The organism is Thermoanaerobacterium sp. CMT5567-10, from assembly GCF_030534315.2.
Taxonomy (GTDB): Bacteria; Bacillota; Thermoanaerobacteria; order Thermoanaerobacterales; family Thermoanaerobacteraceae; genus Thermoanaerobacterium.
Map to the genome: position 1 here is coordinate 2,573,432 of NZ_CP130558.2, position 26,481 is coordinate 2,599,912.

Below are 26,481 nucleotides of genomic sequence, written 5' to 3' on the forward strand. Positions count from 1 at the left end.
AATAGGAGTTGAATTTGATGAAAAAATATGGATTTAATTTTCAGTGGATATACGTATGGAATGAAGGTAAATCACCTTTAAAGCCTGACTTGAAAGCTTTGGATTTTTTGGTGGAGACAGGCTTTAATTTCATAAGGGTACCGACAGATTATAGATTTTGGATAAAAAATTTTGATTATTTTAATCCTGATGAAAGCGTTTTTGAATATATAGATTTGTACTTGGAAGAGTGTAAAAAGAGAAATATTCACATGTGCCTAAATATACACAGGGGACCTGGATACTGCATTAACCGCAATGACATAGAGAGGGACAATTTGTGGCTTGACAGGGTTGCTCAAGACGGATTTGTATACCAATGGCAGGTCTTTGCTAAGAGGTACAAGGGAGTGTCAAACAAATACCTAAGCTTTGACCTTTTAAATGAGCCACCGGATATAGGGCAGTACGGCATGACTCGCGAGATACACTCATCATTAATTAAACGCACTGTAGAGGCAATACGCGAAATTGATCCTGAAAGAGAAATAGTCATAGACGGTCTAGGCGGTGGAAATATAGCGATGCCGGAATTAGCTGATATTGGCGTGATACACAGCGGGAGAGGATATCAGCCAATGGCTTTAACACATTATGAGGCAACCTGGTGGAATGGCTACAAGGGATTGTCAGTGCCTACATATCCAGATCTTGTTTGGAACGGGAAGGTGTGGAATAAAGATACCATAAGAGAATACTACAAGCCATGGCGAGATGTGGAACAAAAAGGCGTTGAGGTGCATATAGGCGAATTTGGATGCTTCAACAAGACACCAAATGATGTTGCTTTAAGATGGTTTAATGACCTTTTAAGCTTGTACAAAGAATTTGAATGGGGCTATTCCCTCTGGAACTTTAAAGGACCATTTGGAATCATAGAACATGGTCGTGATGGTGCTAAATATGAAAACTTCCATGGATATAAAGTGGATAGAAAGCTTTTAGATCTTCTTATAGAGAATAGAGTTTAGATTTAAGCCGGTTTAAGTAAAAACCGGCTTTTTGCGTACACTTTTAAATCTAATATAGAAAGTTTACTTGAATTACTTGAATTATAAACTTTATAAAAAGTATATACATCCAAAAAGGACATAAGTAATCGTTATTTACACGATATTAATACGAAATTCAAGTAAAATGATGTTAAATTCAAGTAAAAATAGCTTGAAAGTTATATAACCATAACGTATAATTTAATTACAAGAAATAATTACACCGAGGTGTTTAGATTGCCGGCAATCAAGAAAAAAAAGGTTACAATGAAAGATATAGCAGAGAAATTAAATATATCTGTCAATGCGGTATCGATAGCGTTAAATGATAAAGTGGGAGTTAGTGAAGAAACTAGAAACTTGGTTTTAAAAACTGCTGATGAAATGGGGTATTTTGACGAGAATCCATCATTTATCATTAAAAATCACTTTAAAAATATTTGTCTCATGATAGAGGAGCGAAATTTTCGCGATACTCATTTTTACACAAAGGTAATACTGGGAATAGAAAATGAAGCTAGAAAGAATAATTTCGATATTTTAGTCAATTTTATGAATAAAGACGATTTTCAAATTCCTAAAAGCGTGCAAAGCAGAAAAGTGTCGGGTATATTGGTTGTTGGCACGATAAAAGACGAACACTTAAAAATGCTTTTAGATTATGGCATACCGATAGTGCAAGTTGATCACACATCATTTTTAATAAATACTGATGCAGTTTTGACCCAGAATATACCTGGCTCTTATATGGCGACAAAATATCTTATTGATAAAGGACATACGCAGATAGGATTTTTTGGCGAGATAGATTTTTCTCTAAGCTTTAAAGAGAGGTGGCTTGGCTTTAACGAAGCTATGAGAGCTTCAGGACTCAATATTGACCCTATATTAAATGTAAATCCGGGATACTGTGTAATCGGCAGTGTTGAAAAATATGTTTTAAGCAAAAACTACAAAGAAGTTGCAAATATTATTTCAAAGATGGATAAGCTACCGACTGCATGGGTATGCTCAAATGACAGTGCAGCTATAACATTGTATAATGCGTTGAACATTTTAGGGTTGAAAGTGCCTGATGACATTTCAGTTGTGGGTTTTGATGACATTGATATATGTAAAATTGTCACTCCTCCATTGACTACGGTTCGTGTAAACAAGGAGCTGATGGGTGTCAAGGCAGTTCAAAAACTCTTGTGGAGGATGAATAATATTAAAGAACCGTATGACCATATAAGAATGGAAGTTAAATTAATAGAGAGAGAATCTGTAAAGGAATTGAAATAGAGTTTTAATTAATTCATGTAAACGTGCTTATCTCGTAAACAATAAATAAAAATAGGAGGTAGCGATCATTATGAGAAAAAGAATATCAATTTTGATATCGGTTTTGATGATTTTATCAATACTTGTGAGTGGATGCTCCAGCAGTTCAAAGAAACAAAATACTGCTTCAAACAATACAACCAAAAAGGTGACGATTAAATTAGCTACATGGGCTGGCGCAGACGAGGCAAAACAACTGCAATCAATCATTGATAAATTAAATGCTAGTTCTAAAGACTATGTCATAGTACAAAATTCAAATCCTGCTGACTATGATACGAGGCTTACAACTCAGCTTTCTGCAGGTGGTGGACCTGATTTGTTTTGGGTATCTGCACAGAGGGCAACACAACTTGCAGCACAGGGTGCACTGCTTGATTTAACAGATTATCTATCGAAATCCAGTAATAAAGCTGCAAATGTATCTGATTATTACGAAAATTCATTAACACCATTTAAATATCAAAACAAAATATATGGCCTGCCGTGGGCAGAAAACCCAGTAGTACTATATATTAATAAAGACTTATTTGACAAAGCTAAAATTCCATATCCTGATGGTACTTGGAATTGGGATAAGTTTTTAAGCGTCGCTCAACAATTGACAGTTGATGCAAATGGTAAACATCCAGGAGAAGCTGGATTTGATAAGAACAACATCAAACAATGGGGCTTTACATTAAATGGGTGGCCACCAGTTCAAATGTTTGTATGGCAAAATAACGGCGAAGTTATAACACCGGATTTCAAAAGCTCACCAATAGATACTCCTGAAGCAAAAAAGGCATTTGAGTTTTATTCTGAATTGATAAACAGTCCTGCAGTTCCTTCACAGCAAACGATTAAGGATCAAGGCTTTGATACAATGTTTAAGAACCAAGAAGTTGCTATGTTTATGGGAGGAGCTGCTGATAGCCTAGAAACACAGGTTAAGTTCAATAGTGGTGTTTATGAAGTTCCATCAGGACCTACAGGTAAAAAGGTTACTTTTGGAGATTTGTACGGAATGGCAATAAACGCAAAGACAAAGAATCCAGATGCAGCGTTTAAAGCGTTTATTGACTTGACAAATGCTATTCAAGAGTGGAAAGTGGTGCCTCCGCTAAAATCAGAAGTAAATGTAGATGCATTGAAAAAATTGCATCCAGATAGAAGCACAGAGACATTAGATACAATAGTAAAATCTATGTCGTATGCTGAAGGTTTCAGATACTTTGTAAATTATCCAGACTGGGATAATATATTCTGGAATCAACTTATGGATCCTATTATAAATAACAAGGCAAATCCTGATAGTCTCATACCTCAAGTAAAACCGCAGTTAGACAATGTTTTAAAACAGTATAGCAGTAGCAAATAAAATTGAAAGGAGGCATGTCCTCCTTTCAAGGAGATAAGCACGTTTATTTTTAGATTAAAACAAGAATTTTATATATTCCTTTTAAAAGGAGGAATTTTAATGGAACAGTATATTGGGACTACAGAACGATGGCTTTTGACACCTGTAGTTCTTATGTTTCTTGCATTGATAATATATTTTTTGCTTAGAAAGATAGGGTGGAAAGAAAGGGCTGCCACTGGTTTTGCTTTGATATCTCCATGGCTTATAGGTTTTATTATTTTCACAGCATTTCCACTTATTTATTCTTTGTATTTGAGCTTTACAAATTACAGTTTATTTGGAACACCTAAATGGATTGGGCTTAAAAACTATATATATATTTTTACTAGCGATTATGAATTTTGGCCGTCAGTAAGACTTACTTTGCTATATGCAGTATTTACAGTGCCAATTGGTGTTATAGGGTCATTATTGATTGCTATGTTGTTAAATAATCGAATAAAGGGAATAGGTGTTTTTAGGACTATTTATTATTTACCTGCCGTTATGCCTGATGTTGCTGTTGCATTAATATGGAGATGGCTTTTCAATAGTCAATCAGGTCTTATTAATTACGCTCTTTCACCATTTCTTAAGTTATTTCATATTGGGAAAATAGACTGGTTTGGCGATCCAAAATACGTTTTATGGGCGTTTATAATAATGAGCGTATGGGGCATATTTGGAACAAACACAGTTGTTTTTCTAGCTGGACTTCAGGGAGTTCCTAGAAGCCTTTATGAAGTTGCTGATTTAGACGGTGCAAGTCCGTGGATAAAATTTTGGAATATAACCATTCCTCAGATATCACCGGTAATACTTTTGCAGGTAGTAATGGGAATTATTAGTGCATTGCAGATATTTACTGTGGCTATGTTTGTAAGGCCTACAACAGGTGCGGGAATATTTATGAATCAATTGATCTACAATAGAGGTTTTACACAGTTACACATGGGACAAGCATCAGCAATTGCATGGGTATTGTTTTTAATCATTTTAGCATTTACGCTTTTAGTCTTTAAATCTACACCCGCTTGGGTACATTATGAAGGGGAAATTAAGAGGTAATTAAGGAGATGTTAAACTATGGTGGATATATTACATGGATATAGACAATCAAATAGAATTCGCAATGTCACCAAGAAAATCATTTTGTATGTTATTCTTTCAGCAATAGCCATAGTGATTTTGATGCCCTTCTTTTGGATGTTATCAACAGCATTGAAATCTAATGCAGATATATTTGCTTGGCCGCCAGATTTCTTTCCAAAGCCTGCATTATGGGGAAATTTTGCAAAAGCATGGCATGCGATGCCATTTAATATTTACCTTATAAATAGTATTTTTATAGTGGTTTTGGGAATGGTAGCTGAAATAACCAGCGAAACTTTGGTTGCGTATGGATTCGCAAGATTTAAATTTCCCGGTAGAGATTTAATATTTTTTATACTTTTAAGCACGATGATGCTGCCATTTCATGTGACATTGATACCAACTTATTTGATATGGCAAAAGTTGGGGCTAGTTGGCCAATTTGATCCTTTGGTAATAAGGGCGTGGACAGCGTGGGGACCATTTTATATATTTTTATTGAGACAGTTTTTGATGGGTATACCAGTAGAATTGGATGAGGCAGCTGAAATTGACGGAGCGACGCCGTTGCAAACTTTTGTTCATGTAATTTTGCCTCAGATTAAACCGGCTCTTCTTGCAATCTGCATATTTGCTTTTAGAGGATATTGGAACGACTTCTTAGGTCCTGTTCTTTACCTCAATGATATGAATAAATACACGATGACACTTGGAATGTACTTCTTCATGGGTGGTGTGAATGAACAGCCAAGTTGGAACTATTTGATGGCTATGTCAATTGTAATAGCTCTGCCAATGTTAATATTATTCTTTATTGCACAGCGCTATTTCATAGAAGGTATCACATTTACTGGCTTGAAAGATTAATTCTGTTTGATGAATTATAGCAAGAATTGAAGGAGAGGACGAGAGAATGGATACAACAACAAATTCTATATTCGACAAATTTGTAATTGGTGCTAATTACTGGCCAAGAAATTACGGTGTTGATATGTGGAAGCAGTGGGAAAAAGATGAGATCAAAAAGGAGTTTAAAGAGGCAAAGTCATTAGGATTAGATGTATTGAGAATAAATCTCTTGTGGGAAGATTTTCAGCCGCATCCTGACATAATATCGGAAGACGCGATTAAGAAATTTGATGAACTTATTGGAATATGCCACGATGTTCACATAAAAATTGTCCCTACGTTTTTCGTAGGTCACATGAGCGGAGAAAATTTCGACATTCCGTGGAGAAATGGTAAAAGCATATACAATGATCCTTTTATGCTGAGACATGAAATTAAACTGGTAAGCTTTTTTGCACAAAGGTATAAAGACGAAAGCGCCATTTTATTCTGGGATCTTTCTAATGAGCCAGATAACTATGTTAAAGCAGAGTCGAATCATGATGCATGGCTTTGGAATTACGTTTTGTCAAGCGAGATAAAAAAGCACGACAAAAATCATCCTGTGACGTTAGGCATACATCAGGCGTCTCTTCTTTCAGATAATAAATTTTACCCAGAAGATATGGGGGGAGGCAATGATTTTTTATGTATGCATGCGTATCCTATTTACACAGATACATGCATTGACCCTGTAAATTCTATAAGGAGTACTTACATTGCACCTTTTGCTTCAAAGCTTACAAAAGCGCTGGGAGGCAAAGATGTACTGTTTGAAGAATTTGGCGCAACGACACTTATGATGTCTGAAGAAATAGAGGGGAAATATTATAAAACAGTTTTATACAGCCTGTTGGCAAATGAATCACTGGGTGCGTTAGTATGGTGCTTTGGTGATTTTACAGTCGCCAGTAAATTGCCATACAACACGACGCCTTTTGAAACGCAGTTTGGGATAACATCATCTGATGGAAAACCTAAGTTGGCAGGACTTGAAATAAAAGCTTTTTCAGAATTTATAAAAAGACTTGAATACAATGAGTTAATTCCAAAAAAATGTGATGCTGCTATTATTGTTCCAGATAAATATTATAGTGCCTTATTTGTAGGAAGTGATTATACGCCTGAAAGGCATTTTAGAATACTTTTAAACAGTTTCATACTTGCAAAAGAAGCTGGCATAGATGTAGAGATGGTAAAAGCTTCTGAGAGGGATTTTAGCAAATACAAAATGCTGATACTTCCATCTGCATATAGGAAGGGACATCTGAATCACGATCAGTGGATGAGAATAATGAATTATGTTAAAAGTGGCGGTACATTGTATACATCGTATGATGGAATTTCTGTTGATGGTTTTGATGAACTTTTTGGCATTGAAACGCAGTATTCAATGGTGCCGAAGGATAATACCGCTTCAATTCATATAGAAGACAGAAAAATTAAGTTAAGTTACAGCACACTTAAATTTAACAAGCACTTAATCGCAAAACCTACGACATGCAGTGTGATTGGATACGACAATGAAGGGAATCCCGCAGTTGTAATGAATAAATTTGGTAAAGGCAATGCAGTCCTTGTGACGTACCCTGTCGAACTTTATTTAAGCTACATGCCGGACGTATATAAAGACGACAAAACTTATGAAATATACAAACTCACAGAAGAGTTATCTCGTATAAAGCCAAAAATAGAAGTAGAATCGCCGTTTATAGAGGTAAAAGAATTTGAATATAAGGGCAAAAAGCTTGTAATATTTATTAATCATGAAGATATTGATATAAAGATTGATGTAAATATTTCAGGGAAAATAAAAGATTTAATAAGCAATAAAGAAATTGATTTGGATAACTTTACGATAAAAGCTGATGATGTAGTTGCATTTTTGATGTAGAGAGGGGTATTATAATGTTTAGGCTAAGGAGGCTTACAGATAAACCAATATTGTCGCCTGTTAAAGAGCATGAATGGGAAAGAAAAGCTGTGTTTAATGCCGCATCAATATATGAAGATCACAAGTTTCACCTTTTTTACAGGGCTTCTAACAATGGATTTGTTTTAAACACAGAAAAACCAGAAGAGGAAAATAAATTTGTGTCATCAATAGGCTATGCGGTAAGCAGTGATGGCATCAATTTTGAGAGATTTGATAAACCTATTATGGTGGGTGAAACGGAGCAGGAAGAATGGGGTGTTGAAGATCCTAGAATAACAAAAATTGATGATAAATATTACATGCTTTATACAGGCTTTGGAGGCAAAGACTGGAATAATTTTAGAATATGTATGGCTACATCATATGATTTAAAAAGATGGGAAGGTCATAGGGTGGTCCTTGATGAACCTAATAAAGATGCAGCACTTCTGCCTGAAAAAATAAATGGGAAGTATGTCATGTTTCACAGAAGAGAACCCGATATTTGGATAGCATATTCAGATGATTTGATAAACTGGACTAATCATAAGATAATAATGAAGCCTATTGAAGACACATGGGAGTCTAAGAAGATTGGCATAGCAGGGCCTCCTATAAAAAGAGATGATGGATGGCTTCTTATCTACCATGGAGTTGACAAAAATAATGTGTACAGGTTAGGTGCAGCACTTTTAGATTTAAAAGATCCTTCAAAAGTGGTAGCAAGGCAGAAAGAGCCTATTTTGGAGCCTGAACTTGATTGGGAAAAAGAAGGTCTTGTACCGAATGTAGTGTTTAGCTGTGGTGCAGTTGAAGCAAATGGAATGTACTACGTTTATTATGGTGGTGCAGATACACATATAGGTGTCGCAGTAGTGGAAAAAAATAAAATATCATTTTAAGGAGTGGATAAATTGATAAAGCTAAAAAGGCTAAGCGACAAACCAATTTTAGAACCAGTGACAGAGCATGAATGGGAGAGAAAAGCTGTATTTAACTGTTCTGCAATATACGACAATGGATTGTTTCACCTTATCTACAGAGCGACAGATTTAGGACCACACAAAAAATACGGCAAGTATATATCAAGGTTAGGCTACGCTGTAAGCAAAGATGGAATTAACTTTATGAGGCTTGATAAGCCTGTTTTAAGCAATGACGTAGAGCAAGAATTAAGGGGATGCGAAGATCCTAGGATAGTTAAAATAGATAACACATATTACATGATGTACACAGGCTTTGGGGATAGGACAGATGATGACTACAGAATATGCCTTGCAACTTCGAAAAATTTGATAAATTGGGAGAGAAAAGGCGTTGTGCTAGATGAACCCAACAAAGATGCCACACTGTTTCCTGAGAAAATAAATGGCAATTATGTGATGTTTCACAGAAGGTATCCGGATATATGGATAGCATATTCAAGGGATTTAAAAACATGGTTTGGTCATAAATCGATCATAAAACCTATAAAAGGTACATGGGAAAGCTCAAGAGTCGGTGTTGCTGGGCCTCCGATTAAGACAAAAGATGGTTGGTTTTTGATATATCACGCTGCAGACGAGAATAATGTCTATAGACTAGGTGCTGCACTTCTCGAGTTAAATGATCCATTGATAGTTTTAGCAAGGCAAAAGGAGCCGATTTTGGAACCAGAGCTTGAATGGGAAAAGAACGGCTTTATATCAAATGTAGTTTTTAGCTGCGGCAACGCAGTAAGAGGCGACGACATATTTGTATATTACGGTGGCGCAGACACTGTAATAGGTGTTGCGTATATAAATATGAATGACATAAAATTTGATTAATCATGAAAAACCCCTCACATCAAGAGAGTATATATGATGTGAGGGGTTTTTCATGATTTATTATAATAATTATTGCAATTGACAAAATACAGAATAATTTTGAATATATCAAACGGTTGACATATTTATAAATGCGTGATATAATAAAACCATAATAAAAAGCTTTACAAAAAGCTTTAAAATAAATATGGAGAGGAGATCATCATGAAGAGAAAAAAATTATTATCAATGGTGGTATCGTCAGCTTTGATACTTTCTCTTGCAGCAGGTTGTGGCACAAATAATAATACAGCTAAAAGTAATACATCATCAACTAAGAACTCTGAAATCGTTAAAATTACATTTTTAAATTCTAAAGGCGAAATTGAATCACAGTTAGAAGACGCGGCTAAGGCATTTACGAAAGAGAATCCAAATATAACGGTAGATGTAATTCCTGCTCCAGCAGGGCAATCTCCATTTGAAAAAGTTACTTCAATGTATGCTGCAGGAAATGCACCTACGCTAGCAATGCTGGATCCGGGTGATATAGCTAAATTCAAAGATAAATTTTTAGATCTAAGTGGCGAAAAATGGGTTGCGGATGCGATCGATTGGACTTTAAGTGTAGCCAGAGTAGATGGAAAGGTTATAGCATTTCCATTAGCAGTAGAGGGTTATGGTTTCATATACAATAAAGCAGTTTTGGATAAAGCATTTGGGGGTAACTTTGATCCTAAATCGATAAAGACAAGAAATGATTTAGAAAATGCATTTAAAAAGGTTGAAGCTACTGGTGCAAAAGCTCTTGAGATTTCACCCATGGATTGGTCTTTAGGTGCACACTTTCTGACGCTAGCGTATGCAGACCAATCAAAGGATCCAGCTCAAGTAAATAAGTTTATATCAGATCTAAAAGCTGGAAAAGTTAATTTGGCTAATAATAAAGTTTTCAACGGTTTGATGGATACATTTGACATGATGAAAAAGTACAATTTGGATAAAAGCAATCCAATGGCTCCAACGTATGATAAAGGACCTGAGGTGATTGGAAAAGGAGAAGTAGGTTTTTGGTTTATGGGAAACTGGGCATGGCCGCAAATAAAGACATTTGATACAGCTAATGGTCAATATGGATTTATACCTGTACCCATAAGCAATAATCCCGACGATTATGGTAATTCACAGATAGCAGTAGGTCCATCGAAATTTATAGGCATAGATAAGACACAGAACAATGCGGCTCAACAGGATGCTGCTAAGAAATTCTTGAATTGGTTAGTTTACAGTCAGGCGGGACAGGATGTTCTTGTGAACAAAGCCAATGTTATACCTGCTTTTAAAAATATTGTATTAGAGCCACAGGATCCTTTGGCTAAATCTATAAAACAGTATATGGAGGAAGGTAATACACTAAAATTGGAATTTAATACTATATTACCATCTGATCATTGGTCAAAATTAGGTGCTTCAATGCAGAAATATTTATCTGGAGTAATTGATAGAAAAGTATTAATTAATGATATTGAAAGCTACTGGAAAAGTGTACAATAATTAGTATGGCCTGAATAACGGGTGGAAGAGTCTATCCGTTATTCAGCATTATTCAATATTAAGGAGGATTTATTGTGGATCTAGAAAAAAATTTTTTGAGCAAACTAAAGACATATTTAATATTTGCAGGACCTGTGACTATTGCTTTTTTTACTGTAATAATATTGCCTTTTATATATGGAATATACCTTACTTTTACTGACTGGAACGGTATTTCAGCTACACATTCATTTATTGGATTCCAAAACTATTTACAAGTGTTTAAAGACAAAGTATTTTGGACTTCTTTTTTGCTTACTTTAAAGTACGTATTTTTTTCTGTAATACTAATTAACGCTATTGCTTTCTTTTTAGCGTATTTGTTGACTAGTGGTATAAAAGGACAAAACTTTTTTAGAGCAGGATTTTTTACTCCTAACTTGATTGGAGGAATATTGCTTGGCTTTATTTGGCAGTTTGTTTTTTCAAATATCCTTGTCTACATTGGTCAACACTTTAATTTGCCTATATTCAGTGCGTCTTGGCTTTCTGATCCCAATAAAGCCTTTTGGGCGTTGGTTATTGTAACTGTATGGCAATATTCTGGATACATGATGGTCATATATATTTCGGGATTTATGAATATTCCCAAAGATCTTTTAGAAGCTGCAAGTATCGATGGTGCAAACTCATACCACAGATTAAAAAATATAATACTTCCATTGATGGTTCCTTCCTTTACGATAAGCGTATTCTTGACTTTGCAGAGAGGGTTCATGGTTTATGATATAAATTTGTCTTTAACAAATGGGGGGCCGTATAAGAGTACAGAGTTGATTTCAATGCATGTTTATAATACTGCCTTTTTAAGTCAGCAGTATGGTATTGGCCAGGCGGAAGCATTTTTCCTATTTGCTGTAGTTGCAACTGTCACATTATTGCAAGTATATTTCAGTAAGAAAATGGAGGTGGAAAGCTGATGAAAAGAAAAGAATATATATTAAATGGCATAAAACTGATATTTTTAAGTATAGTATTTGTATTGTATATATTTCCATTTTTTATTGTATTAATTAATTCATTTAAAGAAAGAAAAGACATATTAATAAATCCTATGATGATACCAAGTAAGCTAAATTTAAGCAACTATATTGATGCATATACAAAGATGGATTATCTACATGCATTCGCAAATTCACTAATCATTACAGTGTTTAGCGTTTCGTTGATAACATTGTTGTCATCAATGACTGCATATATTTTTGTAAGAAGAAAGTGGAAATTCAATCAATTTATGTTCTTCTTCATGGTTGCATCAATGATTATACCATTTCAAGGTATCATGATACCACTTGTAAAGATATATGGTTCTATAGGGATGATGAACAATAAATGGGCTCTTATATATATGTATTTAGGTTTTGGTGCATCATTAGCTGTTTTCATGTATCACGGCTTTATAAAGAGCATACCAGTAGAACTTGAAGAAGCAGCGACGATTGATGGATGCAGTCAATTGCAGACGTTTTTTAAAATTGTCTTTCCACTTCTAAAACCGACGACAGTAACTATTGCCATATTGGATATTTTATGGATTTGGAATGATTTTTTACTACCGTATTTGGTTTTGATGTCACCTGACCAAAGAACATTGCCATTGTCTGTTTTCTACTTTTATGGGACATATACAATTGAATACGGTCCTGCAATGGCAGCATTAATGATTGCGACTATTCCTGTAATAATTGTCTATCTGATAATGCAAAAACAAATTATAAAAGGTGTTTTACAAGGTTCAATTAAATAGTAAGGGATGGATTAGATGAGCAAAATTAGTAATCCAAATGAATTTATAAGACGTAGTAAAGTAAAGTTAATCCCAATGTACAGATTGAAATACCATTTAATGGGTGAATATGGGTGGATAAATGATCCAAATGGATTTATTCAGTTTAAAGACAATTACCACTTATTCTATCAACATTATCCATATGATGCTGTATGGGGACCAATGCATTGGGGGCATGCTGTAAGCAAAGATTTGATTAAATGGACTTATTTACCTATAGCTTTAGCACCTAATAAAGACTATGACCGAGATGGATGCTTTTCTGGAAGTGCCATCGAAAAAAACGGGAAATTATACCTTTTTTACACAGGACATATATACACTAAAAAAGAAAAAAACGATGATTACAAACAGGTTCAGAATATGGCCATATCAGCAGATGGAATTGCATTTGAAAAGTATGAAAAAAATCCGATAATAGATGATAAACAGATTCCAGATAAAGCTAGCAAGAAAGATTTTAGAGATCCAAGAATTTTTAAAATAGGTGATACCTATTATCTTTTAATTGGCTCTAATGATGAACACGGAATTGGACAGGTTCTCATGTATAAGTCAATTGATTTAAAAAAATGGGAATTTGTAAATATTCTTTTAAAGGGTAATGAAGATACAGGCATTAACTGGGAATGTCCTGATATAGTCAGATTTGATGACAGAGATATTTTGTTTGTATCAGCACAGTACATGAGACCTAATGGTATTTATTTTAAAAATACCCATTCTTCTATCTATTTTATGGGAGAACTAAATTCAGAGGAAGGAAAATTCACATATAAGGATTATTGGTTGGTAGATTACGGATTCGACTTTTATGCACCACAGATTTCCGTGGATAAAAATGGTAGAAACATAATGATAGCATGGATGAACATGTGGGAGACAGATTTGGTTACAAATCGTCTTGGTCATAATTGGGCTGGTGCTATGACGCTTCCTAGAGAAGTTATAAAAATAGGTGAGGAGATATACTTTAAGCCAATATCAGAGATAGTTAAGTACAGGAAAAATGAATACAGCTTGCAAGACATAGAATTAAATGGTGAAGTTAATCTAGAAACGAATGGAATATGTTATGAGATTGATGCTGAATTTGAACCACAAGATGCATATGAATTTGGAGTTAAGGTATTTAAGGGAAAGTGCGAAGAGACTGTTTTGTTATATAATTGTCGCGAAAGATTATTTACATTTAATCGAGAAAGATCAGGCATTGGTCCTAAAGGAGAGAGAAAGGCAGAAGTTGAGTTAATAGATGGTAGATTAAGGCTTAATATTTTTGTGGATGTATCGTCTGTTGAAGTTTTTATAAATGGTGGGAAAAAAGTAATGACTGGAAGAGTTTATCCTGACAGTCAATCTGTAAATATTTCATTGTTTTCTAATGGACTCTGCAAAGTTGTAAATTTCAAGAAATGGGATATTGGTTTGGAATAGAGTAAGTGCATATGAATTTGTAAGCTTATTTAAAAATCACGATTATGAAGAAGTATTCAACTATTAGAGGTGATTTTTGTGTATGATGTAGTGGCATTAGGAGAGTTGCTGATTGATTTTACGCCTGCTGGAAAATCAGAAAATGGAAATACACTGTTTGAAATGAATCCTGGTGGAGCACCTGCTAATGTTTTAACTGCAGTGACGAAATTAGGTGGCAAATGTGCTTTTATCGGGATGGTTGGTGATGATCAATTTGGGCATTTTTTAAAACATGTCCTTGATAAAAATATGATTGAAACAAAAAGCTTAAAAAACACTGTTAATGCAAATACAACATTGGCATTTGTTCATCTGGATGAATTAGGTGATAGGAGTTTTACATTTTACAGAAATCCAGGTGCTGATATGATGCTTAGCATTGAAGATATCGATAGAACATTAATAGATGAAAGTAAAATATTTCATTTTGGCTCATTATCATTAACAGATGAACCTTCAAAGACCGCAACTTTAAATGCTTTAATGTATGCAAAACAAACTGGGAAAATAATATCTTATGATCCGAATTGGAGACCGACACTGTGGAAAGACGAAATATTAGCAAAAGAAGTGATATTTTCTCCACTTAAATATGTAGATATAGCAAAGCTGTCATTGGAAGAATTGTACTTTTTGACTGGTGAATCAGATATTCAAGTGGCTAGCAGTAAGCTGTACGACCTGGGAATAAAGCTTGTATTGGTGACATTAGGAAAGGATGGCTGTTATTATAAACATTCATCAGGTTCAGGACAAATACCTGCATTTAATGTGGATGTAGTTGACACTACAGGAGCAGGCGATGCTTTTTTGGGAGGAATTCTTTATAACATATCGAAAATCGGATGTCCAATAGAAAAAATTGACCGTGGCGATATAGAAGAAATAATCAGATTTTCAAATGCAGTTGGCGGGCTATGCACTACAAAAAAAGGAGCTATTCCTGCTATGCCTTCTATTGAAGAGGTAAAAAAATTGCTATCTTAATTTATATTTCAATATTTTCTGTAGGCGAATGCAGAGTCTTATATCTAAAGAAATGGGATATCGACATAGATTAATCTTACGATTAAAAGACTAAAAGGAGGAGAAAAAACATGAAAAAAGCATGGTGGAAGGAAAGCGTAGTTTATCAGATATATCCTAGAAGTTTTAAAGATTCTAATGGTGATGGAATAGGTGATTTGCGTGGGATTATTGAAAAGATGGACTATTTGAAGTTTTTAGGTGTTGATGTATTGTGGCTATGTCCTATTTATAAGTCACCTAACTGTGATAATGGATATGATATAAGCGACTACAAAGACATAATGGATGAATTTGGGACTATGGAAGATTTCGATGAGCTGCTTTTTGAAGCCCACAAAAGAGGATTGAAAATATTGATGGACCTAGTTGTAAATCACACTTCTGATGAGCATATATGGTTTATAAACAGCAGAAAGTCAAAAGACAATGAATATAGAGATTACTACATTTGGAAAAAAGGCAAGGATGGGAAAGAGCCAAATAATTGGGGGAGTAGTTTTAGTGGCTCTGCATGGGAATACGATGAAGCTACAGACATGTACTATTTGCACTGTTTTGCTAAAAAACAGCCTGATTTGAACTGGGAAAACGAAAAAGTGAGAAAAGAGGTTCAAGATATTGTAAAATGGTGGCTAGACAAAGGCATAGACGGCTTTAGGATGGACGTAATAAATATGATTTCTAAGGATCAAAGGTTCCCAGATGGAATTGTGCCGGAAGGCGGCTTATATGGAGATATGTCTCTATATGTAATGAACGGTCCAAGAGTTCATGAATATTTAAAGGAACTAAACGAGAAAGTCCTAAGTAAATACGACATAATGACTGTGGGTGAAACGCCATGTGTAACGCCAGAAATTGCAATAGATTACGTAGGGGAAGATAGAAATGAGCTAAATATGGTTTTTAGCTTTGAGCACATGGATATAGATAAGGATGTTATAAATCTGACAAAGAAACCACTGGATTTGGTAGAGCTTAAGAAAATAATGAGCAAATGGCAAAAAGGCATGTCAGATAGAGGCTGGAATAGCCTTTACTGGAACAATCATGATCAACCTAGAGTTGTATCAAGATTTGGAAATGACACTGAATATTGGGATAAGTCAGCAAAAATGTTGGCAACGTGTCTTCACATGCAGCAAGGAACTCCTTACATCTATCAAGGCGAAGAGATTGGAATGACCAATGTGAGATTTCAAGATATAGAAGATTATAGAGATATAGCTGTAATAAATGGCTACAATGAAGAAGTGATTATAAAAGGAAGAAGCCATGAGCAGTATATGCAGTATATATACGATTTTTCTCGAGACAATGCGAGAACACCGATGCAATGGGACGATAGCGATAATGGCGGATTTACAACGGGAAAGCCGTGGATAAAGGTAAATCCTAATTATACTAAAATAAATGTAGCTAAGCAGATTGGTGATAAAGACTCTATTTTGAATTATTATAGAAGGCTAATTAAGTTAAGAAAAGAAAATGAAATTATCATTTATGGCGACTTTGAATTAATTTTGCCAGATGACAAAAATATTTTTTCATATACAAGGAAACTAAATGATGAGATGCTTTTAGTCATCTGCAATTTTACTTCAAATAATGCGGAATTTAGTTTGCCTGATAATATTAATTATGTTAATAAAAATCTTTTAATTTCAAATTACGATGTGGCGAACGACGATAATATAGAAAATTTTGAACTTAGGCCATATGAATCAAGAGTTTATCTTTTAAAGGTGTAAAAGAGCAAAAATACTATCTTTAAATAAAATTTTGGCTTTATCAATATTATATAAATGGAGGATAATCATGTTTAATTTTAATGACAAGATTGTGTTTGACGATAAAAAGTATGATGTATTGACAGTTGGAGAAATGTTGGTAGATATGATTTCTACTGATTATAGTGATGATTTTGAGTGTGATACTTATAAAAAATATTTTGGAGGATCACCTGCAAATATTGCTATAAATTCTAAAATGTTAGGTATAAATTCAATTATTGTTTCATCGGTTGGCAATGACGGACTTGGAAAGTTTTTATTAAAAAAATTACAAGAGCACCATATTGAAATTAAATATGTAAGACAAGTTGATTATTCTACAAGCATGGTCCTGGTTACAAAAAGCAAAAGCAGTCCTACACCAATATTTTACAGAGATGCAGATTATCATATTGAATATTCAGATGAGCTAAAATACTTAATTGAGAACACAAAAATAGTTCATTTTTCTAGCTGGCCTATATCGAGAGATCCGTCAAGAAGTACAGTGGAGATTTTGATTGATGAGTGCAAAAGACATGATGTTTTAGTATGTTATGATCCTAATTATCATTCTATGATCTGGGAAAGAGGTCACGATGGAAGAGAATATATAAAATCTTTAATAGCAAAAGTTGATATAATAAAGCCATCTAAAGATGATGCGGAAAGGATTTTTGGTAAAGACACACCAGAAAATCAACTTAATAAATTTTTGGATCTTGGCGCTAAATTTGTGATTCTTACACTAGGTAAAGACGGAGCTATCGTTTCTAATGGAGAAGAAATAATTAGATTTAATACATTAGCAGATGAAGTCGTCGATACTACTGGTGCAGGTGACGCGTTTTGGTCAGGCTTTTATAGTGGCTTGATAAAAGGATATACTTTAAAAAAGTCATTGGAATTAGGATTTGCGGTCAGTGCATATAAGCTAAGATATGTAGGAGCAATAGTTGACTTGCCTGACATTGAGACATTAAAATCTATGTACGATTTGTAAAAAACTGAGGTGATATTAATTGGCACTTAAAAATAAGGTACAACTCATAACATATCCTGACTCTTTGGGTGGAAATTTAAAAACTTTAAATGATGTCTTGGAAAAATATTTTTCTGATGTATTTGGTGGTGTTCACATTTTGCCTCCTTTTCCATCATCTGGTGATAGAGGGTTTGCACCTATAACATACAGTGAGATAGAACCTAAATTTGGAACATGGTACGACGTTAAGAGAATGGCTGACAATTTTGACATTCTTTTAGACCTAATGGTTAATCATGTATCCAGAAGATCTATTTATTTTCAGGATTTCTTAAAAAAAGGTAGAAAATCAAAATACGCTGATATGTTTATTACATTAGATAAACTTTGGAAGGATGGAAAACCTGTCAAAGGCGATATAGAAAAAATGTTTTTGAGAAGGACTTTGCCATATTCTACGTTTAAAATAGAAGAGACAGGAGAAGAAGAAAAAGTTTGGACGACATTTGGCAAGACAGATCCATCAGAGCAAATTGATTTGGACGTCAACTCACATTTAGTGAAAGAATTTTTATTAGAAGTTTTTAGGACATTTAGCAATTTTGGTGTTAATATAGTACGACTCGATGCAGTAGGATATGTAATAAAAAAAATTGGAACTAGCTGTTTTTTTGTAGAACCGGAGATATATGAATTTTTAAACTGGATAAAAAAACAAGCAGTATCGTATGGAATAGAACTGCTTTTGGAGGTACATTCACAATTTGAAATACAATACAAATTAGCAGAGCGTGGCTTTTGGATTTATGATTTTATTTTGCCATTTACTGTTCTTTATACTTTAATAAATAAATCAAACGAAATGTTGTATGATTATCTTAAGAATCGTCCCATGAATCAATTTACAATGTTGGATTGTCATGACGGAATTCCTGTAAAGCCTGATTTAGATGGACTTATTGATACGAAGAAGGCCAAAGAAGTAGTCGATATATGTGTGCAAAGAGGTGCTAATCTAAGCCTTATATACGGAGATAAATATAAATCAGAAGATGGCTTTGATGTTCATCAAATTGGGTGCACTTATTATTCTGCATTAAATTGTGACGATGACGCATATTTGGCAGCCAGAGCCATTCAATTCTTTACACCAGGTATACCACAAGTCTATTACGTAGGCCTTTTAGCTGGAGTAAATGACTTTGAAGCAGTAAAAACGACGAAAGAAGGGCGAGAAATAAATAGACACAACTATAGTTTAAATGAAATAGAGGAATCAGTTCAGAAAGACGTCGTTCAAAGATTGTTGAAGTTGATCAGATTTAGAAATAGATATGAAGCTTTTAATGGAGAATTTTTAGTAGAAGACTGTAAAGATGATGAAATCAGGCTTTCATGGGAAAAAGATGATAAACGTTGTAGTTTATTCATAGATTTGGGGTCATATAGGACAGCCATTTATTATGTAGATGAAAATGGAAAAGATGTGGAATATATAGTATAAAAATTTTTGTATTAAAGCAAGTTTACAAGTGATATTGTGGACTTGCTTTTTGCTTGTTATTGCATTTTATAAAAATGCATTTTGATGCCATTTATAGACAAGCTTTTTTAAAAGTAATATAATATAGTAGATTTATATTAAACAAAAGATGGTTTTATAAGTAGAAGGTGGATGCGATGGCTACAATAAGAGATGTTGCAGAAAAAGCTGGTGTAACCGTTACAACGGTATCAAGAGTCTTAAATAATAGAGGATATATAAGCGAAAAGACGAGAAAAAAAGTATATGAAGCAATGAAAGAGCTAAATTATCAGCCGAATGAATTAGCTCGTTCACTATATAGAAGAAAGTCTTACTTAATAGGACTTTTGATTCCCAGTGTAGCACATCCGTTTTTCGCAGAATTGACTAATTATATTGAGTATTATGCTTATCAAAATGATTACAAGATACTACTTTGCAATTCTTTGCAAGATGTAGAGAAAGAGAAAGATTACATAAATATGCTTAAAAGGCATCAAGTTGATGGCATAATAATCGGAAGCCATACGTTAAAAATGGAGCAGTACCTGAATGTAAACTTACCTATTGTTGCTATTGATAGATATTTCTCAGAGAAAATACCATACGTTGCGTCAGACAATTACAATGGTGGTGTTTTGGCCACAAAGTTATTGATACAAAAAGGGTGCAAAAAAATTGCTCATATTAGCGGACCATTAATTTTAAATACTCCGGCTAATAACCGATATAAAGCCTTTATGGATGTAGTAACAGAAAATAATATAGAAAGTGTAGTAGTTGAGACAAAGATAAATAAGTTTGATATAGATGAATATAGAAGATTGATTATAAATCTCTTCAAAGAGCATCAGGATATTGATGGTGTATTTGCTAGCAGTGACTTGATTGCAGCGACAATCATAAATGTAGCAAGAGAATTCGGTAAAGAAGTGCCAAAAGATTTGAAGGTTGTCGGTTATGATGATATAAACATTGCAAAGACAATCGTTCCTCCATTGACAACTATAAGGCAGCCTATAAAAGAGATGGCTAAGAAATCAATTGAATTGATTTTAGATCAAGTAGATGGTAAGAATGTAAATATTAAAAATGTTTTGCCAATTACTTTAGTTGAAAGAGAGTCTGCTTGATAATAGTTTTGTAATATAATATTAATTACAGGAGGCAGAAAAATCATGTGGAAATTGTATGCAATATTGTCTGCTCTCTTTGCAGCACTGACATCAATTCTTGCCAAAATTGGCATAAAAGGCGTGGACTCTAACCTTGCAACAGCGATACGCACAACTGTCATCATATTTTTATCATGGGGTATAGTCTTTGCAGCAGGTACTCAATATGGCATGAAGAATTTGACAAAGGAGAATTGGCTGTTTTTGATTTTATCTGGACTAGCTACGGGACTCTCTTGGCTTTTTTATTACAAAGCAATAGCATTAGGCAACGTATCAAAGGTGGCTCCTATAGACAAGTCAAGTATCGTCATGACGCTTATTTTATCTTACATAATCTTGGGTGAACATTTTGATTTAAAGACTTTAATCGCAGGAATTTTGATTACTGCGGGTACTTTCGTAATGATAATGTAAAATATACTCCTTTAAGATGCCCTCCAATTTGTCTGATGTCATCTTTAGCCTTTCTTTAAATTTGTCACAGAAAACGAATGTCAAAAGTGATATAGTTTGAATTGAAAAGGCATAAGTAGTGGTTTACAATAAAATTAGAAAAAATAATAAATTATGAGGAGGGTAAACAGCATGGAGAAAAATATGGCTTTAGCAAATAAAGGTGGAACTGCAAAAGCAAAACTTCAAAAACTCGGCGGATTTCTAGCTGGAATGGTTCTTCCTAATATAGGCGCATTTATAGCTTGGGGCCTCATAACCGCATTCTTCATACCGACGGGATGGACGCCAAATGCAAACCTTAATAAATTAGTCAGCCCGATGATAACATACTTGCTGCCTATTTTAATAGGTTATACAGGCGGTAAATTGATCTACGATGTAAGAGGCGGTGTCGTCGGTGCAATTGCAACGGCAGGTATCGTAATAGGATCATCAATTCCTATGTTTTTAGGTGCGATGATAATGGGACCACTTGGTGGATATTTGATTAAGAAATTCGATGAAGTAGTAGACGGGAAAATACCTACAGGTTTTGAGATGCTGGTAAACAATTTCTCGGCAGGTATATTGGGAGCGATATTAGCTATCATAGCATTTCTTTTCATCGATCCCGTTGTTACTGGAGTTTCAACAGGATTAGGTGCTGCAGCACAGTGGGTAACTGCAAAAGGAATATTGCCGTTAATCGCAATATTCATCGAGCCCGGAAAAGTGTTGTTTTTAAATAATGCTATAAATCACGGTATCTTGTCACCGCTTGGGATACAGCAAGCAAAAGAGGTTGGGAAATCAATATTCTTCTTGTTAGAGACAGACCCAGGTCCAGGACTCGGTGTATTGATGGCATACTGGATATTTGGTAAAGGAACAGCAAAGCAATCGGCACCAGGTGCTGTAATAATACACTTCTTTGGCGGCATACATGAGATATACTTTCCATATATTTTAATGAACCCTATATTGGTATTAGCTGTAATAGGTGGTGGTATTGCTGCAGATGCAACATTCGTATTGACAAAGGCAGGATTAGTTGCAACGCCTTCACCAGGAAGCATCATCGCTGAAATCGCTATGTCTCCAAAGGGTGGGTTACTGCCGGTATTGACAGGTATAGCTGTCGGTGCCGTTGTATCATTCTTAATAGCTTCTGTATTTGTAAGAAGAGCTAGTGAAGAGAGCATGAGCGAGGAAAACATGAACTTTGCAAAATCTATGGTAAGCAACTTGAAAGCGCAAAGCAAAGGACAAGCTGTTACATCAGATATTCCGGCTGCAGAACCAAAATTAATAGTATTTGCATGTGATGCAGGAATGGGTTCATCTGCGATGGGTGAATCAATATTGAAGAAGAAACTTAAAGATGCAGGATTAAATATTTCAGTTAAGCACTCAGCAGTAAACCAAATACCGAAAGATGCCGATATAGTATTTACACAGGAAAGCTTAGCTGAAAGAGCGTCACAAGTTGCACCGACAGCACAGATAGTAAAAGTAAATAATTTCCTAGATGGTAAAGTGTACGATGAGTTTATTTCATCACTTAAGAAGAAATAATAAACATGGTGAATATGATGAAGGAATTAAGCGATCGTCAAAAATTCATAATAAAATCTTTAATAGAGAAAGGTCCTTTAAATATAGAGGACCTTTCCAAATTAATGAATATAAGCAAAAGGACTATAGATAGAGAGATACATGATGCAAATAAATTTTTAAAAAATTTTCACTGTGTCATAACTGAAAATGATTTAAGATATGAGATAAATGGCAGTGATGAGAGCTTAAAGGCAATAAATAAAGAGATAGGAGCGATTTCTTATGGAAGCCTTTTAAGCCAAGAGCAGAGACAGATCTACATGACGTTACAGATACTTTTGTCAAATGAACCGCTGAAATCTACCTACTTCAGCTATTTATTCAATGTCTCAGAAGGAACAATAAGCATGTACCTTGATAAGGTAGAGATATGGCTTAAAGTGAGAAATTTAGAGCTTGTAAGAAAGAGAGGCATTGGCATCAAGGTAAATGGCAGCGAAATAGACAAAAGAAAGGCAGTAATCGAGCTTATGTACAATTATCTGCCATTAGATGAGATGCTTTTATATCTTTACGGTGAAGAATATAACAAATATGTCTCGGAATTTTTTAACAATATCTTCAGCAATGAAGTGATAGAATTGGCAAAAAAAATAGTAAGGCAGATAAATAGCTCCATCCTAAAAATAAATGATGATAACAATTATTTCGCTATGTTTTTGCACATAGTTACAGCCATATACAGGTACAAACAAAATGAAAGCATTATGCTAAATAAAGAAATTGTTGATGACATATTGTCCTCAGAAGAATTTAATTTTATCTACAATGTTGATGAAGTAATGAAAAACAATGGCATTGTGCTTAATAGGGATGAATTAGCATATCTTGCCATACATTTAAATGGGAAAAAGTATATATACGAGAAAGAAGGTTTTATTGAGCTTGGAATTACTCTTGAGGATTTATCAAAAGAGCTTTTAGAAGAAGTATCAAAAATATTAGGAATCAACATAAAATGTGATGAACAGCTTTTATACGGTTTATCTCAACATTTAGAGACATTGATATATAGGCTAAGCATGGGGCTTCAGTCTAGAAACACATTGATAGATCAAATTAAAGAGTACTACAGTGAATTGTTTGAGGCAGTAAATAAAGCCTGCAGGCTCATATTTTCAAAATACAACATAAATGTACCGGCGGAAGAAATAGGATATATAACGATGCACGTGGGCGCTGCAGTTGAAAGGCAGAGAACTGAAAAGAAGTTAAAAGCACTTGTAATATGTCCAAACGGAATTGGGACGGCAAAGATACTGTCGGAAAAGCTAAAGAGCGTTTTCCCTGAGATTGATTCTATTGACATTGGTTCAATAAGAGATAAAGATGAAGCAAATGATTATAATTTGATAATTTCTACTGTTAAGCTATATGATAATGATGAAATCAATGATAATATAATAATTGTATCGCCTTTTTTGACATTGGCTGACATAAAAAAGATTAGAGAGTATATAGATGATATAAGTTTAAATAAAGAAAATAATTATCTTATTCCTTTTAAGATGAATGGTATAAATTTAATTGAAAATCAAAATAGTAAGATAAAGTATTTAGGTGAGACTTTAGAAAATTTGAATATAAAAAATATAAAGGCCAATGATTTAGACGAAATAATCGATATTATTGCTGACGAGATATTTGAGATTAAAATTACTACTAATAAAGATGAGATAAAGGATCTGATAAAAAAGCGTGAGATGATGGGCAATACTGTGATACCGGGAAGTAACATAGCGCTTTTGCATACGAGAAGCGACAGCATACTTGTACCGTATATCGGGATATACAGGCTCGTAAATCCTGTTAAAATGCGAAGCATAGGCTTTTCTTATGAGGATGTTGATACTATACTCGTTATGATAGCAAGAAAAAAAGAGGATAACACCATATTGGAAATGCTAGGTGAGATAAGCATTGCACTTGTAGATGATGAAGAGCTTAAAAATATGCTGAGATCTGGCAATATTGGCGATGTAAAAAATATAATTATTAAAATATTAAATAAAAATTAGGAGGATAAATTGCAATGAACAGCGATATTTTAAATGAAAACAACATCGTATTGAATGAAGCATCTGAACCAAAATTTTCAGCCATTGAGAGAGCTGGAAGGATGTTGGTAGAGCGAGGCTATGTTGAAAAAGAGTATATTGAAGGAATGAAAGCGAGAGAAAATGATGTTACGACGTATATTGGCAATGGTATAGCAATTCCACATGGTGTATCTGAATACGTCAAATATATAAAGAGATCTGGAATAGTTGTAATACAGTACCCAAATGGAGTAGACTTTGGCGATGGCAATATCGCATATATAGTTATAGGCATAGCCGGCAAAGATGATGAACATCTGGAGATATTGTCAAGCATTGCTTTAACATGCCAATATGAAGAGAATGTAAAAAAATTAAGAGATGCAAAGACACCACAAGAAATTATCAAAATATTACAAGAAGGTGAAGAACAATGAAAAAAGCAGTTCACTTTGGAGCTGGCAACATAGGAAGAGGATTTATAGGAAGCTTACTATACAAATCTGATTATGATATATATTTTGTTGATATATTTAAAGAACTTGTTGATAATATTAATAAATATCAAAGCTACAATATTTTCATATTAGGAAGCGATATAAAGAAAGAAGAAGTAAATGGTGTCAAAGCTATTCACATAGATGATGAAGAAAATTTATTGAAAGCGATAGAAGATGCAGATGTAATAACAACATCTGTCGGAGTCAACAATCTTTACAGCATAGGAGAAAAATTGGCTTACTATTTAAATAAAAGATTAGGTATAAGCGATAAACCATTAAACATTATGGCTTGCGAAAATGCCTTATTTGCAACTAATATATTAAAAGAAAGCATATACAAAAACTCAAATGACAATGTGAAAAAGTATTTAGATGAAAAAGTCGGCTTTCCAAATACTGCAGTCGACAGAATAGTTCCAAATGTAGACATCGAAAAGGAAACGCCCATAGACGTTGCAGTAGAAGAATTTTTTGAATGGGACATTGAAAAGAATGCTGTTGTAGGGGAGCTAAATATTAAAGGCTGCGAATTGGTTGATGACTTAGAGCCGTATATAGAGAGGAAGCTTTTCTTGTTAAATGGGTCCCACGCTACGACAGCGTATTTAGGCTATCTAAAAGGATATAAATATATTCACGAAGCTATAGAAGATGATACTATAAATAAGATTGTGAGAAATCTTCAGCTAGAGGCTTCATTGGGACTGAATTTTAAGCACAAAATTGATATGGAAAAATTAAAGGAGTATTCAGATAAGGTTATAGAAAGATTTAGAAATCCTTACTTAAAGGATGAAGTTGTGAGAGTGGGTAGAGACCCCGTGAGGAAGCTTTCAAACGGTGATAGACTTGTTTCACCTGCAAAATTATGCTTAGAGGCCGGCATGATGCCTTTAAATATTGTATACGGCATAGCGGCAGGATTTGCTTTTGACTACGCAGATGATCCAAAAGCTATGGAAATACAAGAAAGCATAAGTACGTTAGGACTTCAAGAGACAGTGGAGAAAGTGACAGGACTTAAAGACGAAACTATACTTATAGACAAGATAGTAAAGAAGTACGAAGAACTTAAAGCTGGCGAGATAAAATAAACTGATTTAGCCATGGTCTTAAACCT

The 26,481-nt window shown here is 34.3% G+C and carries 22 protein-coding genes; all 22 read left to right on the forward strand.

Annotation, left to right across the window (positions count from 1 at the left end):
- Positions 1 to 17 precede the first annotated feature (17 nt).
- On the forward strand, positions 18 to 1,010 hold the full coding sequence (locus Q2T46_RS13115; RefSeq protein WP_303265129.1) for a glycoside hydrolase family 5 protein: 993 nt from the start codon (positions 18 to 20) through the stop codon (positions 1,008 to 1,010).
- Positions 1,011 to 1,268: 258 nt separating this feature from the next.
- Positions 1,269 to 2,315: a LacI family DNA-binding transcriptional regulator gene (locus Q2T46_RS13120; protein WP_303265128.1), complete on the forward strand. Its 1,047-nt coding sequence runs from the start codon at positions 1,269 to 1,271 to the stop codon at positions 2,313 to 2,315.
- Between the two features lie 70 nt (positions 2,316 to 2,385).
- Positions 2,386 to 3,714: a sugar ABC transporter substrate-binding protein gene (locus Q2T46_RS13125; protein WP_303265127.1), complete on the forward strand. Its 1,329-nt coding sequence runs from the start codon at positions 2,386 to 2,388 to the stop codon at positions 3,712 to 3,714.
- 99 nt (positions 3,715 to 3,813) lie between these two features.
- On the forward strand, positions 3,814 to 4,803 hold the full coding sequence (locus Q2T46_RS13130; RefSeq protein WP_303265126.1) for a carbohydrate ABC transporter permease: 990 nt from the start codon (positions 3,814 to 3,816) through the stop codon (positions 4,801 to 4,803).
- 18 nt (positions 4,804 to 4,821) lie between these two features.
- Positions 4,822 to 5,694, forward strand: coding sequence for a carbohydrate ABC transporter permease (locus Q2T46_RS13135; RefSeq protein ID WP_303265125.1), 873 nt, complete (start codon positions 4,822 to 4,824; stop codon positions 5,692 to 5,694).
- Between the two features lie 46 nt (positions 5,695 to 5,740).
- Positions 5,741 to 7,609: a beta-galactosidase trimerization domain-containing protein gene (locus Q2T46_RS13140; protein ID WP_303265124.1), complete on the forward strand. Its 1,869-nt coding sequence runs from the start codon at positions 5,741 to 5,743 to the stop codon at positions 7,607 to 7,609.
- 14 nt (positions 7,610 to 7,623) lie between these two features.
- Complete coding sequence (locus Q2T46_RS13145) at positions 7,624 to 8,532, forward strand: glycosidase (RefSeq protein WP_303265123.1); 909 nt, start codon at positions 7,624 to 7,626, stop codon at positions 8,530 to 8,532.
- Positions 8,533 to 8,544: 12 nt separating this feature from the next.
- Positions 8,545 to 9,438, forward strand: coding sequence for a glycosidase (locus Q2T46_RS13150; protein ID WP_303265122.1), 894 nt, complete (start codon positions 8,545 to 8,547; stop codon positions 9,436 to 9,438).
- Between the two features lie 204 nt (positions 9,439 to 9,642).
- Positions 9,643 to 10,971 carry an ABC transporter substrate-binding protein gene (locus Q2T46_RS13155; RefSeq protein ID WP_303265121.1) on the forward strand — a complete coding sequence of 443 codons (1,329 nt, stop codon included), beginning with the start codon at positions 9,643 to 9,645 and terminating at the stop codon, positions 10,969 to 10,971.
- 74 nt (positions 10,972 to 11,045) lie between these two features.
- Positions 11,046 to 11,930 carry a carbohydrate ABC transporter permease gene (locus Q2T46_RS13160; protein WP_303265120.1) on the forward strand — a complete coding sequence of 295 codons (885 nt, stop codon included), beginning with the start codon at positions 11,046 to 11,048 and terminating at the stop codon, positions 11,928 to 11,930.
- On the forward strand, positions 11,930 to 12,757 hold the full coding sequence (locus Q2T46_RS13165; RefSeq protein WP_303265119.1) for a carbohydrate ABC transporter permease: 828 nt from the start codon (positions 11,930 to 11,932) through the stop codon (positions 12,755 to 12,757). Before Q2T46_RS13160 ends, Q2T46_RS13165 begins: the two co-directional genes overlap by 1 nt.
- Positions 12,758 to 12,772: 15 nt before the next feature.
- Positions 12,773 to 14,236, forward strand: coding sequence for a glycoside hydrolase family 32 protein (locus tag Q2T46_RS13170; RefSeq protein ID WP_303265117.1), 1,464 nt, complete (start codon positions 12,773 to 12,775; stop codon positions 14,234 to 14,236).
- 78 nt (positions 14,237 to 14,314) lie between these two features.
- Positions 14,315 to 15,265: a carbohydrate kinase gene (locus tag Q2T46_RS13175; RefSeq protein WP_303265116.1), complete on the forward strand. Its 951-nt coding sequence runs from the start codon at positions 14,315 to 14,317 to the stop codon at positions 15,263 to 15,265.
- Between the two features lie 110 nt (positions 15,266 to 15,375).
- A complete protein-coding gene (locus Q2T46_RS13180; RefSeq protein ID WP_303265115.1) occupies positions 15,376 to 17,058 on the forward strand; it encodes an alpha-glucosidase in 1,683 nt (560 codons plus the stop codon).
- A gap of 67 nt (positions 17,059 to 17,125) precedes the next feature.
- The gene (locus tag Q2T46_RS13185; RefSeq protein ID WP_303265114.1) at positions 17,126 to 18,082 is read left to right on the forward strand and encodes a carbohydrate kinase family protein; all 957 of its coding nucleotides are present in this window, start codon (positions 17,126 to 17,128) and stop codon (positions 18,080 to 18,082) included.
- Positions 18,083 to 18,101: 19 nt separating this feature from the next.
- The gene (gene gtfA / locus Q2T46_RS13190) at positions 18,102 to 19,568 is read left to right on the forward strand and encodes a sucrose phosphorylase (protein WP_303265113.1); all 1,467 of its coding nucleotides are present in this window, start codon (positions 18,102 to 18,104) and stop codon (positions 19,566 to 19,568) included.
- Positions 19,569 to 19,744: 176 nt separating this feature from the next.
- On the forward strand, positions 19,745 to 20,722 hold the full coding sequence (locus Q2T46_RS13195; RefSeq protein ID WP_094046408.1) for a LacI family DNA-binding transcriptional regulator: 978 nt from the start codon (positions 19,745 to 19,747) through the stop codon (positions 20,720 to 20,722).
- 45 nt (positions 20,723 to 20,767) lie between these two features.
- The gene (locus Q2T46_RS13200) at positions 20,768 to 21,181 is read left to right on the forward strand and encodes an EamA family transporter (protein WP_094046406.1); all 414 of its coding nucleotides are present in this window, start codon (positions 20,768 to 20,770) and stop codon (positions 21,179 to 21,181) included.
- Between the two features lie 171 nt (positions 21,182 to 21,352).
- Complete coding sequence (locus Q2T46_RS13205; protein ID WP_303265112.1) at positions 21,353 to 22,777, forward strand: PTS mannitol transporter subunit IICB; 1,425 nt, start codon at positions 21,353 to 21,355, stop codon at positions 22,775 to 22,777.
- Positions 22,778 to 22,782: 5 nt separating this feature from the next.
- Positions 22,783 to 24,837: a BglG family transcription antiterminator gene (locus tag Q2T46_RS13210; RefSeq protein ID WP_303265111.1), complete on the forward strand. Its 2,055-nt coding sequence runs from the start codon at positions 22,783 to 22,785 to the stop codon at positions 24,835 to 24,837.
- A 14-nt stretch (positions 24,838 to 24,851) separates the two neighbouring features.
- A complete protein-coding gene (locus Q2T46_RS13215; protein ID WP_303265110.1) occupies positions 24,852 to 25,295 on the forward strand; it encodes a PTS sugar transporter subunit IIA in 444 nt (147 codons plus the stop codon).
- Complete coding sequence (locus Q2T46_RS13220; RefSeq protein ID WP_303265109.1) at positions 25,292 to 26,455, forward strand: mannitol-1-phosphate 5-dehydrogenase; 1,164 nt, start codon at positions 25,292 to 25,294, stop codon at positions 26,453 to 26,455. The genes Q2T46_RS13215 and Q2T46_RS13220 overlap by 4 nt, the downstream gene beginning before the upstream one ends.
- Positions 26,456 to 26,481: the final 26 nt, after the last annotated feature.

What these genes read in the sequence shown, in the direction of transcription:
- Q2T46_RS13115 (WP_303265129.1), top strand. Translation starts at nt 18, where the DNA reads ATGAAAAAATATGGATTTAATTTTCAGTGGATATACGTATGGAATGAA.
- Q2T46_RS13125 (WP_303265127.1), top strand. Translation starts at nt 2,386, where the DNA reads ATGAGAAAAAGAATATCAATTTTGATATCGGTTTTGATGATTTTATCA.
- Q2T46_RS13130 (WP_303265126.1), top strand. Translation starts at nt 3,814, where the DNA reads ATGGAACAGTATATTGGGACTACAGAACGATGGCTTTTGACACCTGTA.
- Q2T46_RS13135 (WP_303265125.1), top strand. Translation starts at nt 4,822, where the DNA reads ATGGTGGATATATTACATGGATATAGACAATCAAATAGAATTCGCAAT.
- Q2T46_RS13140 (WP_303265124.1), top strand. Translation starts at nt 5,741, where the DNA reads ATGGATACAACAACAAATTCTATATTCGACAAATTTGTAATTGGTGCT.
- Q2T46_RS13145 (WP_303265123.1), top strand. Translation starts at nt 7,624, where the DNA reads ATGTTTAGGCTAAGGAGGCTTACAGATAAACCAATATTGTCGCCTGTT.
- Q2T46_RS13155 (WP_303265121.1), top strand. Translation starts at nt 9,643, where the DNA reads ATGAAGAGAAAAAAATTATTATCAATGGTGGTATCGTCAGCTTTGATA.
- Q2T46_RS13165 (WP_303265119.1), top strand. Translation starts at nt 11,930, where the DNA reads ATGAAAAGAAAAGAATATATATTAAATGGCATAAAACTGATATTTTTA.
- Q2T46_RS13170 (WP_303265117.1), top strand. Translation starts at nt 12,773, where the DNA reads ATGAGCAAAATTAGTAATCCAAATGAATTTATAAGACGTAGTAAAGTA.
- Q2T46_RS13180 (WP_303265115.1), top strand. Translation starts at nt 15,376, where the DNA reads ATGAAAAAAGCATGGTGGAAGGAAAGCGTAGTTTATCAGATATATCCT.
- Q2T46_RS13185 (WP_303265114.1), top strand. Translation starts at nt 17,126, where the DNA reads ATGTTTAATTTTAATGACAAGATTGTGTTTGACGATAAAAAGTATGAT.
- Q2T46_RS13195 (WP_094046408.1), top strand. Translation starts at nt 19,745, where the DNA reads ATGGCTACAATAAGAGATGTTGCAGAAAAAGCTGGTGTAACCGTTACA.
- Q2T46_RS13200 (WP_094046406.1), top strand. Translation starts at nt 20,768, where the DNA reads ATGTGGAAATTGTATGCAATATTGTCTGCTCTCTTTGCAGCACTGACA.
- Q2T46_RS13205 (WP_303265112.1), top strand. Translation starts at nt 21,353, where the DNA reads ATGGAGAAAAATATGGCTTTAGCAAATAAAGGTGGAACTGCAAAAGCA.
- Q2T46_RS13210 (WP_303265111.1), top strand. Translation starts at nt 22,783, where the DNA reads ATGGTGAATATGATGAAGGAATTAAGCGATCGTCAAAAATTCATAATA.
- Q2T46_RS13215 (WP_303265110.1), top strand. Translation starts at nt 24,852, where the DNA reads ATGAACAGCGATATTTTAAATGAAAACAACATCGTATTGAATGAAGCA.
- Q2T46_RS13220 (WP_303265109.1), top strand. Translation starts at nt 25,292, where the DNA reads ATGAAAAAAGCAGTTCACTTTGGAGCTGGCAACATAGGAAGAGGATTT.